The sequence below is a fragment of the Bradyrhizobium sp. USDA 4541 genome, assembly GCF_024171085.1.
Lineage (GTDB): Bacteria > Pseudomonadota > Alphaproteobacteria > Rhizobiales > Xanthobacteraceae > Bradyrhizobium > Bradyrhizobium australafricanum.
Genome location: NZ_JALJZF010000001.1, coordinates 4,515,100 through 4,528,171, shown reverse-complemented (window position 1 = coordinate 4,528,171; position 13,072 = coordinate 4,515,100). Strand labels below are relative to the sequence as shown.

The window sequence follows — 13,072 nt, the reverse complement described above, 5'->3', positions numbered from 1 at the left end:
TCCGGTCGCCCCCAAGCGCGGTCTTGTACCTTCAGCCAGCACACAAGCACAGGTTCGCGGCCGCTCACCGCGCGCGTCCGGCACGAAGCACAGCAGACAGCCCGTATCTCCTGAGCGGGTGCTTGACGTGCTCAACAAACCCGCGGCGGCATTCGGAATTCCGCGGAAGTATCCGGTTGAACTCCGGTTGAAGGCAGCCCAGCGCTGGTTTCTCGCGGCACTCGACCGCGAAGCCTTCTTTAGGGCGGTCGCGGTGGGCGGCGGGTTTCTTTCAGCCGCGCTCACGGCGTACGTCGTATTAGCGGATCGCTGATTTTGGAGTGGAGCCAATGGAGTAACTAACGCTGGAGATTCGACATGACGCAGAGACTTGTCAGAAATACTGCAATTGCGCTCTCGACGTTCGCTTGTGCGACACTGCTCTCCATCACCTGGTCTGAGCAAGGTGGCATTTCGGCGTCAGTCGAAAGTGCCCAGGCGCGCGTGGGCCGACCGCTGACACCCATGAGCGTTGCGGGAGTTGCCCGTCGTCACACGCGGCGCGCCGTGTACGGATATGGGTACGGGCATCGGCACTATGGTTATGGCGCGGGAATCGCCGCGACCGCAGCAGTCGCCACGGCCGCCGCTGCCGCGCCGGCCTATTCCGGATGGGGCACAGGCGATTGGGGCAATGCCTATGCCGCCCAGACTGATCCTCACTTCGGCCAACCTTACTACCCGGCACGGGCCTATCATGGGATCAGCCCGTACTACGGCTATGCCGGATGGACGGAATACAAGGCAGCTAATGGCATCGGCTGCGAACCCGGTACGATGACGAAGATGGCTGACGGCCACATGTACGTCTGCCAGTGACGTCGGCACAACGGCACGGCAAGAGGGCGGCTCCCTGAGCCGCCCTCTTGATCTTCTGATCATCGAATTGACAAAAAAGCCCCGGACGACGCCGGGGCTTCGAGTTTGCTGAAGACCACCAGTTGGTCAGTAACGCGCCGTAACCGGCGCCGCGTATCCACCAAAGCGGTAGTTGATGCGCACCGTGACCATGTCCACGTCTTGGCTGATACGGTCGTTGAGTACGGCCGCAAGGCGCGGATCGGCCACGGAGAAGGAGTTATTGGCGTGTCCCATCCACAGATGGTCGTATTCAACACCGACCGACCAGTTCGGTGCGAAGCCATACTCCCAGCCGACACCCAGTGCGCCGCCCCAGCGCGTGTTATCCACCGAGACCAGGCCGATCCCGGTGGTGTTGTCGAATATCGTGAGGCGATTGCTCGTCACGGCCGCGCCGCCCTTCACGTAGAGCAGTGACGCGTTCCATGCCCAACCGAGTTGGGCCGTGAAGAGGCCGATGCCGTCAGTTTTAACCGTGGTTGAAAGCGTCGGATTGAACAGGCTGACGCGCGTGTTGCTGAGGTCGGCCCAATCACCCTGCGCTTCCAATCCGAACACAAACTGATTGGATTGCCAGCGATAGCCAATTTGCCCACCGGCGAGGCCGCCCGAACGATCACGGCAACCGCTTGCGACTGTTCCTGCGAGCGTGACGAAATCCACACAATTGTGGCTTTCACCCCAGCCGCCATTGGCACCAATGTAAAAACCGCTCCAGTTGTAGATCACGGGAAGCGGGGCCGGTGGCGGCGCCTTGACAGCCATATCGGCTGCCGACGCGGAAGTTGCCATGCCGAGCGCAATCAAACCTGCAGTACCCATCAACAGTTTCTTCATCGCATTGTCCCCTTCCGGCGTCGTTGCAATGACTGCCCGGACGACGGCCGCTAACTATGTTGCAAAGGTTGTGCTTGCATTCCCATTCCACCTGTCAGCCTAATCGATTTGGAGCCGACGACGTGTGCCAGGACTGCAACAGTTGCGGCTTTTCAGCAATCATATGCACGCTACTGTGCAGACTTTTGTGCCACACGACGGCTGGGGAAGCTTGTATCGGCGTCGAGTTGATCCCGAGAGCAGATCAATCCGTGCGGCTAACAAAGTCGCGAACCGCATCGCCAAGATCGAGCAAATGATCTCTAGGCGGGTGCCTTGACGTGAAGCCCTTGCTCAAAGTCGTGCAAACGGTGTGCGATCGCACGCCATGCGTCGAATGTCGCGCGAGCGGACAGAATTGGATGAAGTTCAGTCCGTGGAGCGCAATCAGGCAACGACATTGATCTACGTCAACGTCACTCATCCTTTGCCACTCACGATAACCTTTGGCCGCACCTGAAGCGGCCCATTCCCTTTCGGTTCGCGAGGAGGAGCGCCATGCATCTTTCGACCAAACCAATGACAGTTGCGGGAATTGCAGCCAGCCTCATGCTGGGATTTGGAAGTCTCACTCTCAGTTCAGCACCGGCCAAAGCCGTCATTTACTGCCAGTACGTCGGTTATCCGCATGGTTGCGTGGCGAGGGCCGGCGTCGTGCTCGCGCCGCGTCCAGTGGCGCGAGCTGCGGTCCGCCACAACGCCGGCGGCAATCTAAATGGCGGCGTCAATCGCGTTGGGGTGCGGCGGTAAAGCACTCGTTTGCAGGTCACGACCTTGGCGGCAGACGGCAGCCGGGTTCGTGACCGCGCGCGAGACGCGCATATTTGCGTACACCGCGTGAAGTGACAGAGGGCGTTACACGTCTCACGCCATTAGAGCATAGAATGGTCGCCGGCCCCAAAAGCGAGATGAGCCGACTACGGGAAACATATACCGACCGGCTGCTGACGCTGCTGGCCCTACTGCTCGCGTTCGAGATGTTTGTGGTTGCGCCGCTTCACGCCGTGGGCATCTTTGCCTTTCAAGGTCTGGCGATTGTTGCGTTGCTGGGTATCATAGCCAGCATGATCGTCATTTCCGACCATCCAGCGGCGCTCGCCATTATGTCGGTCTGCTTCGCCGCCAATGTCGCGGTCTTTCTGGTACGTCTGTTTTATCCCCCATGGCCCTATAACGTATTGTCTTTGGCTGCTGCATGGCTCGTCATCGCGGTCACGCTCGGCGCGGTTGTCGCACAAGCCGTATTCAGAGGCGGCCCCGTCACCTATCATCGAATCGTTGGCGCGATCCTGCTGTATCTCCTTATCGCGCTCGCTTTTGGGACGCTGTTCATATTCGCCGGGTTCACGCTTCCGGATGCGTTCAAGGAAATCAAGTTCGAAGACAATCCAGCTCTTGCCAGTTCGGCCTTCTATTTGAGTTTGGTCACTCTAACGTCGACGGGATACGGCGATATTGTTCCGGTGCATCCGATAGCGCGAAGCCTGTGCAACATCGAAAGCATAATTGGTCAGCTCTATCCAGCTACGCTATTGGCGAGGCTTGTCACCCTCGAATTGAGCCGTAGCGGGCATTAGGGTCGGTCCGGCCGATTTGCACGAAAGTCGTTCGAACCTGTGAGAGGCATTGCCCTTCCGTCTCTACTATTGGCCCGACTCGGATCTGCAGCGATGTCCGCTTTCGCACCGCTGTGGGCCACAGCAGACATCAAACGTGCGCTCGATTCAACGAGTACACGTCCTTCTGTAATGGGCCCGATGATGTCAAGCCTCCCGAATGAACGTCACGCCGCCGAGCTCATGCTTCTGTCCGTGGTCAACGCCTGGCCGCCACATCATGCTGTCAGAGGGCGCGGTGAGCCTATCTAGATGCGCGTGGTTCGTCGTCAGATGACGACCACTGGGCGTGTAACGGCTTCACCGGATCCACCGTCCCGGCGACGGGACTTCGGGCACCGGACTTCAGTTCAGCCCGGTTGCGTTCCTGATCTCCTCCACGTCTTCTATGCTGCGATCGGCCTCGCTTCGGTCCATCGGTAAGTTGTGCCGTCGACCCAGATCCGATGCAGGATCACTGCAAGCTTGCGTGCCAGGGCGACTTTTGCACGCTTCGAACCTCGCCGCTTGGCGACGTCCATCCCCCAACGCTTGAGTTTTGAGAACCGCGTTATGCGCGATAGCAGAACGTTGGCGGCTTCATACAGCACTGTGCGCACTGTTTCGTCGCCGGCCAGCGTAATTCCGCCCGTGACGTCCTTTTCTCCCGATTGGTATTTCTTTGGCGTGAGCCCGAACAGCGCGCCTGCCGCCTTCGATTTCCCGAGGCGATGAGGGTCATCAATCGCCGATTTGTAGGTAATGGCCACCAGGGGACCAACACCTGGCACGGTCATCAGCCGACGACAGACGGCATCGTCACGCACCGTTGCCAGCACAGCCTTCCCGAGCGCGACCTGTGCGAACGGCTCCAGATCGCGCGCACACCGCTGCGCGAGGCTCTCAAGGTGCTCGCCGCCGAGGGTCTCGTGCAACTGCTGCCCAATCGCGGCTCGCGTGCGGCAAAGCTGACCGACAAGGACATGCGTGACCTCTTTGAGGTCTGCCAGGGCCTCGAGGCGCTCGCCGGTGAACTCGCCTGCGAGCGCATCACGGACGGCGAGATCGAACAGATTGCCGCCGCGCAAGCGGCGATGGCGCAGCATTATCGCGGCGGCGATTTGATCGAGTACTACCGCTGCAATCGCGCCATCCACGAAGCGATCGTCACCGCCGCCGGCAATCCTGTGCTGGCCGGACTCTATGCTTCTGTCACGGCCCGCATTCGCCGCGCCCGCTACGTCACGCCGATGACGCCGCAGCGCTGGGCGCTCGCCGTCATGGAGCACGAAGCGATCCTCAATGCCTTGCAGCGGCGCGACGGCACAGGCCTCTCCCACATCCTGCGCGCCCATCTCCGCCACAAGCGCGAAGAGGTTTTGCAGGCCGGATTTGCCGAAACGGACAGTGGCGACCTCACATGGCGCAGCGCGTGAGAATTTGCGTCGGCCGTCGAAAGGACAATCGAATGATTAGAGCGCGCGTCAGCGGCAGGCTCTGGTCTAGCCGTCACCTTAACACATTACCAACGGGCGCTTTGCTCGAGGTCGAAACGGAGACGGGCACCAGGTTGATCGCATTCGATCCGCTCGGCTGCGCGGACGGGAAAGCGTGCTGGTCACGCAAGGTTCGGTAGCAGCGGGATGATATAGTCGTTGGCGCATCGTGCGGCGCGATCGACGATCTCGGCATAGAGACTTGCTCTCATAGCCTTGATCTCTTGTTCCTGGCGCCTTTTGTCGTGAAACGTAACCGCGCCGAAGCTAACGGCACTGCCAACGATCGTGCCGACTAAGCCAATCAATGCCGCGCTGAGATTTCCGCCGATGGACAGGCTCATCATCAGTGAGCCAGCCGCTACTACTCCCGCAAGGCCGGACAACGCGATCAATAGCACTAGGTGTTGCCGGTACGGGTTCGGTACTGTCGGCATCGCCTCCTCCGACGTTAGTCGTTGATCGCGGTGCCCGACGCCAACCGCGCATCAGTCGGCTGTGCGTGGCTCGGAGCAACGTAACCGATCACACCTGACCATCTGACATTAATCAAACCGTCAGCGGTCTGGACGCGTAAAAAGTCGTCGCCAGAATGAATGAAGTTGGTCGTAACTTCTGTATCGGTATGAATTTATCGACCCCAGCTGCCGTTTTCTGTAATGCGCTTAATAGCAACGGTGCTCGCTGCCCATACGCTCGGGTCCGGATGCTCGATATGCTTGATGTTCTCGATGCCGAAGACCTGCCCCGTAGCGCGAAGAGACATTACCAACTCTTCCGCGTATTTGATCGTCGGGAGGGCTTGCTTCCTGCTGCTCTCGGACAGGGCGGCCTCAAGAACTCCGAGCACGGCACCGGCTCCAACGGCCCATGCTGGCGATCCAATGAAACCCAAGCCGGTGGATACGCCGCCCATTTTTTGCGCGGCTTGCGCGCGCAAGCCCGCGATCTTTGCGAGTTGTTCGGCTGGATAGAGTTCGATGGCACGCACCTTCAGCGTTTGCCCTGACGAAAGCAGGAGCAGAGCGTGTTCTAAGGACGGCGACGGCGGAGAGGAAATGGATGACATGGAAATCGCGAAATCGGAGGAGAATAGAACAACTGTCGAAAATGCTAAAAACCTAGCCGCAACCGATGGTAGTGTACAAGCGGCGTGAGGCTGATTTCCCATTCACCCGGAAGGTTACGGGGTTGGATTGCAGGGGTCCGCCCTTTGCCGGTGCAGCGGAAATGAAGTCCTCTTCCCGGTTAGCCACCCCCAGCAAAACGCTAGGCGGCCAATGGCGCCAATTGCAGGAATATGGGACGAGCAGCACAATGCCGTTCAAGGAAGTACTGCTTGTTTTGAAAGAGGCTTTGGGAGCTTCAATCCGACAGTAGTCTAGACAGCGGTATCGCAAGAACGTCTGCGATGCGCGCCATCACCAATAAACTCGGGTTACGCTTGCCGCGTTCAATTCCGCCCACGTAAGTCAGATCGATCTCGGATTCAAAGGCCAGTTCTTCCTGAGTCATTCCTCGCTGTTTGCGAAATTTGCGAACGTTCCTGCCAACAATTGCGCGCCAATCCTGCATTGTAGGATCGGGCATTGCCGGGTATATAGTCTCTAGGGAATATAGTCCATATTTTGCGTTTTTCGTATGAGCTCCGTTGCCTGCGTCGAGTGCCGTCTTAAGCGACTCGCCAAGCTTCTGTGCTCGTGACGAACATCTCTGAATGGATGCGCATTCAACGAGGATCCCAATGCGAAAACCGCCGATCGATCCCACTATCGCTGACGTCGCTCCGGTCGACGCAACGCTCACGGTCTACGATGAGCAGATCTGCACACCTATCTTCGTTTACTCGATGCTGATGCGGGCGGCACTGATTGGCGCGAAATCACACAGACCTTGCTGCGCATCGACCCCGGCCAAGAGCCAGACCGTGCACGCAAAGCATTTGAGAGCCATTTGGCCCGTGCCAAATGGATGTCTGAGTGTGGATACCGGCAGCTGCTGCGCGGCGGAAACTCCAATTAGGGAATCGGGTGACCTAAACGCTCCGAGGAGCGAAGGCTCCGTCGCGAGGGGTGCTCAGCTCGCACCGAGCCTTACCTGCCTGGCCGGCCGATGCCGGGCCGGCGATATCCGGTCAAGGCCGCCAAAGCGGGGACGCGAAGCGCCAGCCTTGAGGGGATGGCGCCGGTCCGACCCACTCGCACCCGGCAGGCAACGCCATCGCGATGTCACAAACCAAGTCCGCGTTTCCGTCCAAATGTCGCTCGATACCGCACCCCGCACGAGCGTCGGGTCACTTTGCCGAGCTCCCAAGGCGCATCCCGATCGCCTGGCGGGGCCACGTCGCGATGACGTGGCTGTATTCTGGGTCTATGGTGCGCTCGGAGGGCGTTCGCATTTGCCGCGATTTCAGTGCTTTGCCGGAAGCGGCGACGTCGCAGGGAGCATTTCCGGCGTTTGGGTGCCTTTTAGGCCGAAATCGCAGGGCTGGCTGCTGGAGAATACAACCTGGCCCAATTGCCCGGAGCCCGTAGTTCTACGGGTGGGATGGACGCGGCCTTGAATTAACCAAGGGAAATCTTTCGGGGTGGGTTTTCAAACCGACCCACCACCGCACCCGCCCGCTCAACGCGCCGTAGGCCAAATGGCCGAGCAGCGGATTTCTACTGCGGGTTGCAGGTTCGAACCTTGCCGGATCGTCAGTTCACTCGCCCGAGCGCAGCGGGTCTGTCAACCGCGTTGAGCATCGCTGACTCGTTTCCGGCCAAAAGCTCAGGAGCCGGCGACGTCACGGGGGTTCGTTCGGGCTACCACAACAACGAGTTCCCCTAGTCGCGGGTGCGTTTGAGCCGATCCAGGCGCAGCCTCTGCGCTCTCATGCGCCTTATTTCTTCGTCGAGCGCGCTCATTTTCTCGTCATGACGTTCGTTCTTCGACTTCGGCTCATCGCTATTTCGCAATTTCTTTAGCGCCTTTTCGACCGAGAGTTTTGGGGTGTCAGCCATTGATCCTCCGAAGCGATCCCTTCGATTCAAATTGGAGCTAGCAACAGTCAGTTGAGGTTCGAAGCGAGCAGGCCTTCTTCTGCGGCATGCCGCTTCTAATCGCCCGTCGACCGAACCAAGGATTTCGGATCTTCACGAGTTTCACCATCGCTGGTCGTTCAGGCCACCAAACCAGGCGCCAAAATAGCCGGCATAGAGTGGCGGCATTTCCAGGTTCATTGAGTGGCCGACGCCCGGGACGACGACCAACCGGCAGTTCGGCATCGCCGCCGCCATGGTCCGGAGGTCGGCGGGCGCGATCCAGCCGTCACCTTCGCCCCAGACGACGAGATGTGGATGCCGGATTTCGGGCATCCGCCGCTCGAGCTCGCGGCTTTCCCGCTCGCGTGTCAGATTGACGGGCGTGCCGATCCATATTCCCTCGGAGACGCCAAACGTCTGCTCCAGGATACGCTCGAACAGGGCTGGGATCGCGCCCAACCCCTCTCGGAACACCGGCACCGCATTCGGCGCCATGCTGTCCGGAAGGAACAAGGAAGAAGCAGCCGTCGCCATCATAGCGCGCGTCACCTCGCGGCTCGCCATCATCGCGCGGAACAGCCCGATCTGCTCCGCGTTGAACGCGAGCCCGAGTGGCGTCACGGGATCGAGCGCGAATACCCGGCCAAACCGCTCCGGCCGCATCAGCAACATGCGCGCCGCGATGATGCCGCCGGTGGAATGCGTCGCGAGATGACAGAATGGGATCTGCAGAGCATCCAGCGCCGCCAGCATGTCGAGCGCATGTTGCTGCATCGAGTAGTTGGTATAGCCCGGCGTCGCGGCCGGGCGATCGCTGTCGCCACAACCGCGCCAGTCGATTCCGATGACCCGAAGGCCGCTCGGGAACAAGGGGGCGGCGAGCTCGATCCAGTCCTTGCTGGCGAGATTGCCGTGGATGAAGACGACCGTGGTTTCGCCTTCGCCCCACTCCCGCCAGCCAAGGTCGACCTCTCCGGCACGCACTTTGGGCATTGCTACAGTTTGATCCTCTCGTTGCAACTCAGCCTGCTGGTCACTTATTCAATCCGGCTGTCGGATTCGGTCCGTCCGGCGTCGGCGCAACAGCCATCGCCGACACCACGCCGTTGATAATTCTGTCCGTCTCGAGCGGCGAACTGGTGTCGAGATTGCCGGTCATCACGAAATCGGTCACGTCAGCCGGAAATTCCACCGGATTGTCGGTGTGGATGAAATGACCGGTGTCAGGATAGATTTTCAGGATCGGCCGGTTGTTCGCGCGCGTCATCCGCGTCATGAACGGGGTGATGATGTCGCGACCGAGGTCCTTCAACCCATTAAAGGGCGTTCCGGGAATGAACGGCTCCTTGTCGCCGAAGGCCAGGAAAATGGGCACCTTGATGTCGGTCAGCCGCCGATACAGGTTCTTCGGATCATCCTGCTGCAACTCCGATACCATACCGTAGATGTCGAGAATGTACACGTTGGCCCATTGCTCGAGCTCCTTCGGGTTGCCCTTGATGAGGCCGATACGCTGCTCGGTATGCAACCGCGCATACTCGCTGTCGTTCATGAAGTAGCCACTCTTGCTGCGCCCGACCACGCCGGTAGCGGGATCGCGCTTCTTGAAATAGAAGAAGTCGCGAATGTTCTGCTCCGGCCGCGCGATTTCGTTGGCTAATACCTGGGTCGGCCCCCAGACATCCTTCCACTTGTCGAAGTTACCCGCGAGCGAGGCGTCGAACAGCTTAGCCGTCTTGCCCGGTGCAATCGTTACCTCGCGCGGATATTCCTCGAGGCCCGCGGGCGCCTCGAGAATGAGGCTCTTCACCGCGTCCGGATATGTCAGCGCGTAGCCGAGGATCAATTGGCCGCCCAGGGAATGGCCAAGGTAGGCCGCTTGCTTGACCTTGAGCTGGTTGACGATCACGTCATAGACCACTTCACGCATGTCCTGCATGGTCCGCGCTGGGCTCTTGTCGAGATTGCCCGGGCCCGACATGCCGTAGTGCGGCAGGTCCGGCGCGATCACGCGCAACCCACTGCGCAGGGCGTACTGCATGATATTGCCGTAGTGGCCGGCGAACGCTCCCTTGCCGTGGATGATGACGAGGACCTTCGGATCCTTCTCGCTGCCGTAGTATTCATCCATGTAGCCGATCTGCCAGATCGTTCCTTTGGCGTCCTTAGCATTCGCGTATTTCACCGGATAGGGATAGGTGACGTAGTCCTTCCAGAAGGATTTCTTCGGATCAATGTCGGACGCCACGCCCGGCGTGCGGAAGTTCTTGTCGACGAACTGCTGCGCCTTGTCGAGGCTGGCGACGTCATCCATGAACGCCACGAATTTCGGGTCGTTCTTGTGGCCATTGATGATCGAGAACACGCCGTAATGCGCGACCGGGCTCTCTTCGGCGATCAGGTCGGCGCCCGGGATGTTTTCGACCGCTTTCTCGGCAAGCTTGAAGTTGAGCCACAGGTCGTTCTTGATGTGCATGACCAGAGTGCGCGACTGGATGCGACCGAGGTCATTGTTGATGTTGTGAAGCTCGCCCACGCGGTTGCGCCATACGAGGTCAACAGCGTCATAGAGCTTGGAACGATTGATCACGTTGAGCCCGGCCTTCTCGTTCGGCGGATCCCAATAGAAAATTTCCGGCTGCACCGCGGTGAACGCCTGCGTAGTCCGGTATGAAAGATCGTAACCGGTCAGACCCAATACCGACCAGCCGAACGCCATGCCCATCAGCGGGTGCTTCTCCTTGGGCAGGTTGTAGTAGTCGCCCTTGGTCTGCTGCCAGACCGGATCCGACTCGATCGCCGCCGTCATCAATTGGAATGTCCAGTTGCCGACGGGATCTCCGGCGTCCGATTGTGTCGTGCCGCCGATCGGCATCAGCGCACTGACATATTCCGGATGCATGACGCCCCAGACATAGGTCTGCGTGCCACCCATCGAGACGCCGGCCGCGAGCGCGACCCTGGCGATCTTCAAATGATCGCGAAGCATCCGGTAATTCGCCTGCACCATGTCGTAGTAGGTGTACTGCGGAAACTTGATCCCGAGGCCATCCGATGGCTTGCTTGCGCCCCAGGTCCCGAGCGGATCGACCATCACGACATAATAGCGGTCGGTGTCGATCGGACGGCCGGGTCCGATGATCGGAACGCCACCCGACAGCGCGGCGCCCTTGACCCACTGCTCATACATGTCGGTGGAGTCGCCCGAGTAATATGAATTGATGACAACGGCATTGGTGATCTCGCCTGCGGCGTTGCGCCGCGGCTTACCGACCGCGATGTAGGCAGTGCGCAGCTTACCGCCACCGAGCGATTCAAGGGTCACGCCACCCTCGCCGCCATTTTCCCACTTGGACGGATTGGCCAGGTCATACTTGCCGCCGAGCTTGAAGTCGGCAATCTCGTAATATTGCTTCAGGCCATCATGCTGGACTTGCGACGAGCGGCGCGTGAACGGTTGGGCAGCCGCAACGGATGCGCTTACGGCAAGCAATAGCAGGCCAATGAAAAGACGCCTCATGGAATGCCTCCCTGACCGATTTTGGGAAGGTTCCGTCGGGACCGCGCGGCCGACGTTGACCTAGGTCAAGGGTGCGGCTGGGCGCGCACCACAATTTGACACCCGAAAGCATTGAGCAAGTGAAGCGAATGCCGTTTCTCTCGCATGGCTCGCACCGCATCCGTTATGAACTAGACGGTGCCACGAACGCGCCGGCCTATGTGCTCGTCAACGGGCTTACTCAATATTCGGAGCTCTGGGCGGCCTATCGGCACACGCTGGTTGGCAAAGGATTTCGTGTCGCCACTTTCGATCTGCTCGGTCAGGGCGCCTCGGCCAAACCAGAACTGTTTATCAGCCAGGATGATCAGGTTAAGGCGCTTCGGCTCCTGATTGATGAACTCGGTGATGGCCCGATATTCCTCAGCGGCATCAGTTTCGGCGCACTGATCGCGCTGCGCTACGCGATCTTGCACAGCAACAGGCTGTCGGGCCTGGTGCCTATGAGTGCCTTCGCAGAAATGTCGCCGCAACTTCTGCTGCTTGGCAATGCGCTGCGCACCGGGCTGATCTTGGGCGGAACCAGCTATTTGCAGGATTTGTTGCTTCCGATGAATCTCTCGGACTCCTGGCTCAAGCCTCTGCTCGGCAATCTCGACGCGGTGAAGCGACAGGGCTGGCTAATCAATGACGTTTATGCGGTGCAAAACTTGATGGAATCCTTCCTCGACTTCCAGCCGCTGACACCACAACTGGCGTCGATCAGGACGCCAACGATGATCCTCAACGGAGAATTTGACTTCCTCACGCCGCGTTCGCTTCACGAAACCCTGCGCACTCACATTGCCGACAGCTCACTAGTCATCATCCCCAACGCTTACCACGCCTTCACCCTCGAGAAGGCCGCACTGACGGCCGACCTGCTCGCACGCTTCGCCGAAGACGTCCTAGCGGGGCGCTGGCAGGGTAAGCAGACGGTATGGATCGCACCCGACGACGCCGGTGGCGAGATGATGCCCTTCCCGGCCGGCTTCGACCACCTGCGTGCGATTCCGGTGCCAAGGGCTACGTCATGAACCAGTTCCTTGGCCCGCTCGATTCCTCCGGTCGCGTACCGCCGCTACAGCAAACTCGGGTGGCATCATTCCTGGTCTCGGTGCATGGCGCGCTTGCACGACAGTTGGCCCTCGCCTTGCCGGGCCAGTTCAAGGCCGGCTGGCAAACCGAATTGAACACACAGTTGCATCGCGAGACGGAGATCGTTTCCCTTCTCCTGCGCGCCACCTCGTGGACGCCTGATGTCATGGCCTTCTACAACACGCTGATATGGGAACTGGCTTGGGCGCCCAACCCGGTTTCCAGAGTTGCCGATCGCCGGCTTGCCACGACAATCGACATTGCGGCCCTCGGGCATGCCGCGCACGGCGCCATCCGGCCCGCCGCCCTGTTGCCGGTCGAGGCGTCGGCAGATGATCCTTTTGTCGTGGCGTTGCGCCGGATCGAATTTGAAAGCAGCCGGCTGATCCAGGCCCAGATCCATTTTCTGAAAGGTGACGATCTCAAGCCCGTCCGCGACGCCGTCAGCGCGGCCGTGAACGATCGGCATCGACAGGTGCGCAAATTGTGGGCGGAGATGCTGGATAGCATTGGGATTAGCCACCGCGCCGACGGCGAATGACG

The 13,072-nt window shown here is 59.8% G+C and carries 14 protein-coding genes and 3 pseudogenes; 9 read left to right on the top strand and 8 right to left on the bottom strand.

Going from position 1 to position 13,072, the window contains the following annotated elements; translation table 11 throughout:
- The first annotated feature begins 127 nt into the window (after positions 1-127).
- Together J2R80_RS21300 and J2R80_RS21295 are read left to right on the top strand one after the other, a co-directional pair.
- Positions 128-313, top strand: a complete 186-nt coding sequence (locus tag J2R80_RS21300) for a hypothetical protein (protein ID WP_141342276.1) — start codon at positions 128-130, stop codon at positions 311-313.
- Positions 314-357: 44 nt separating this feature from the next.
- Entirely contained in the window at positions 358-858 is a 501-nt protein-coding gene (locus J2R80_RS21295) for a hypothetical protein (protein ID WP_246786702.1), read from the top strand.
- Between the two features lie 126 nt (positions 859-984).
- Here the strand turns inward: J2R80_RS21295 and J2R80_RS21290 are convergent, their stop codons facing one another.
- Positions 985-1,737 (bottom strand): outer membrane protein, encoded by a 753-nt coding sequence (locus J2R80_RS21290; RefSeq protein ID WP_141342275.1) that lies wholly within the window; start codon positions 1,735-1,737, stop codon positions 985-987.
- Positions 1,738-2,274: 537 nt separating this feature from the next.
- On the opposite strand from J2R80_RS21290, the gene J2R80_RS21285 reads away from it, so the two are divergent.
- Both J2R80_RS21285 and J2R80_RS21280 read left to right on the top strand, forming a co-directional pair.
- On the top strand, positions 2,275-2,526 hold the full coding sequence (locus J2R80_RS21285) for a hypothetical protein (protein WP_141342274.1): 252 nt from the start codon (positions 2,275-2,277) through the stop codon (positions 2,524-2,526).
- 134 nt (positions 2,527-2,660) lie between these two features.
- Positions 2,661-3,353 (top strand): potassium channel family protein, encoded by a 693-nt coding sequence (locus J2R80_RS21280; RefSeq protein ID WP_141342273.1) that lies wholly within the window; start codon positions 2,661-2,663, stop codon positions 3,351-3,353.
- Positions 3,354-3,778: 425 nt separating this feature from the next.
- Here J2R80_RS21280 and J2R80_RS21275 read toward each other — a convergent pair.
- Positions 3,779-4,207, bottom strand: a pseudogene (locus J2R80_RS21275) (transposase); the annotation flags it as partial.
- Between J2R80_RS21275 and J2R80_RS43490 the strand changes: the two are divergent.
- Together J2R80_RS43490 and J2R80_RS21265 are read left to right on the top strand one after the other, a co-directional pair.
- A pseudogene (locus J2R80_RS43490) lies at positions 4,187-4,270 on the top strand (hypothetical protein); the annotation flags it as partial. The pseudogenes J2R80_RS21275 and J2R80_RS43490 sit on opposite strands and share 21 nt — an antisense overlap.
- Positions 4,271-4,300: 30 nt before the next feature.
- Positions 4,301-4,807, top strand: a complete 507-nt coding sequence (locus tag J2R80_RS21265) for a GntR family transcriptional regulator (protein WP_253590608.1) — start codon at positions 4,301-4,303, stop codon at positions 4,805-4,807.
- 182 nt (positions 4,808-4,989) lie between these two features.
- Here the strand turns inward: J2R80_RS21265 and J2R80_RS21260 are convergent, their stop codons facing one another.
- The 3 genes from J2R80_RS21260 to J2R80_RS21250 form a co-directional block, all read right to left on the bottom strand.
- Complete coding sequence (locus J2R80_RS21260; protein ID WP_141342271.1) at positions 4,990-5,304, bottom strand: hypothetical protein; 315 nt, start codon at positions 5,302-5,304, stop codon at positions 4,990-4,992.
- A gap of 194 nt (positions 5,305-5,498) precedes the next feature.
- Positions 5,499-5,936 (bottom strand): hypothetical protein, encoded by a 438-nt coding sequence (locus tag J2R80_RS21255; RefSeq protein ID WP_253639337.1) that lies wholly within the window; start codon positions 5,934-5,936, stop codon positions 5,499-5,501.
- Positions 5,937-6,232: 296 nt separating this feature from the next.
- Entirely contained in the window at positions 6,233-6,442 is a 210-nt protein-coding gene (locus J2R80_RS21250) for a helix-turn-helix domain-containing protein (protein ID WP_141342269.1), read from the bottom strand.
- A gap of 169 nt (positions 6,443-6,611) precedes the next feature.
- On the opposite strand from J2R80_RS21250, the pseudogene J2R80_RS21245 reads away from it, so the two are divergent.
- A pseudogene (locus J2R80_RS21245) lies at positions 6,612-6,889 on the top strand (DNA -binding domain-containing protein).
- Positions 6,890-7,695: 806 nt separating this feature from the next.
- On the opposite strand, the gene J2R80_RS21240 reads toward J2R80_RS21245, so the two are convergent.
- The 3 genes from J2R80_RS21240 to J2R80_RS21230 form a co-directional block, all read right to left on the bottom strand.
- A complete protein-coding gene (locus J2R80_RS21240; protein WP_194295329.1) occupies positions 7,696-7,872 on the bottom strand; it encodes a hypothetical protein in 177 nt (58 codons plus the stop codon).
- A gap of 141 nt (positions 7,873-8,013) precedes the next feature.
- Positions 8,014-8,886 (bottom strand): alpha/beta fold hydrolase, encoded by an 873-nt coding sequence (locus J2R80_RS21235; protein WP_141342267.1) that lies wholly within the window; start codon positions 8,884-8,886, stop codon positions 8,014-8,016.
- 40 nt (positions 8,887-8,926) lie between these two features.
- On the bottom strand, positions 8,927-11,413 hold the full coding sequence (locus J2R80_RS21230) for an alpha/beta hydrolase (protein ID WP_253589753.1): 2,487 nt from the start codon (positions 11,411-11,413) through the stop codon (positions 8,927-8,929).
- A 128-nt stretch (positions 11,414-11,541) separates the two neighbouring features.
- Here J2R80_RS21230 and J2R80_RS21225 point away from each other — a divergent pair, with 128 nt between their 5' ends.
- Together J2R80_RS21225 and J2R80_RS21220 are read left to right on the top strand one after the other, a co-directional pair.
- Positions 11,542-12,468, top strand: coding sequence for an alpha/beta fold hydrolase (locus J2R80_RS21225; protein ID WP_253639336.1), 927 nt, complete (start codon positions 11,542-11,544; stop codon positions 12,466-12,468).
- Positions 12,465-13,070: a hypothetical protein gene (locus J2R80_RS21220; RefSeq protein ID WP_076825997.1), complete on the top strand. Its 606-nt coding sequence runs from the start codon at positions 12,465-12,467 to the stop codon at positions 13,068-13,070. Before J2R80_RS21225 ends, J2R80_RS21220 begins: the two co-directional genes overlap by 4 nt.
- The last annotated feature ends 2 nt before the right edge of the window (positions 13,071-13,072 follow it).

Coding starts and splice junctions, on each gene's coding strand:
- J2R80_RS21295 (WP_246786702.1), top strand. CDS start 358: ATGACGCAGAGACTTGTCAGAAATACTGCAATTGCGCTCTCGACGTTC.
- J2R80_RS21290 (WP_141342275.1), bottom strand. CDS start 1,737: ATGAAGAAACTGTTGATGGGTACTGCAGGTTTGATTGCGCTCGGCATG.
- J2R80_RS21285 (WP_141342274.1), top strand. CDS start 2,275: ATGCATCTTTCGACCAAACCAATGACAGTTGCGGGAATTGCAGCCAGC.
- J2R80_RS21280 (WP_141342273.1), top strand. CDS start 2,661: ATGGTCGCCGGCCCCAAAAGCGAGATGAGCCGACTACGGGAAACATAT.
- J2R80_RS21260 (WP_141342271.1), bottom strand. CDS start 5,304: ATGCCGACAGTACCGAACCCGTACCGGCAACACCTAGTGCTATTGATC.
- J2R80_RS21255 (WP_253639337.1), bottom strand. CDS start 5,936: ATGTCATCCATTTCCTCTCCGCCGTCGCCGTCCTTAGAACACGCTCTG.
- J2R80_RS21250 (WP_141342269.1), bottom strand. CDS start 6,442: ATGCAGGATTGGCGCGCAATTGTTGGCAGGAACGTTCGCAAATTTCGC.
- J2R80_RS21240 (WP_194295329.1), bottom strand. CDS start 7,872: ATGGCTGACACCCCAAAACTCTCGGTCGAAAAGGCGCTAAAGAAATTG.
- J2R80_RS21235 (WP_141342267.1), bottom strand. CDS start 8,886: ATGCCCAAAGTGCGTGCCGGAGAGGTCGACCTTGGCTGGCGGGAGTGG.
- J2R80_RS21230 (WP_253589753.1), bottom strand. CDS start 11,413: ATGAGGCGTCTTTTCATTGGCCTGCTATTGCTTGCCGTAAGCGCATCC.
- J2R80_RS21225 (WP_253639336.1), top strand. CDS start 11,542: ATGCCGTTTCTCTCGCATGGCTCGCACCGCATCCGTTATGAACTAGAC.
- J2R80_RS21220 (WP_076825997.1), top strand. CDS start 12,465: ATGAACCAGTTCCTTGGCCCGCTCGATTCCTCCGGTCGCGTACCGCCG.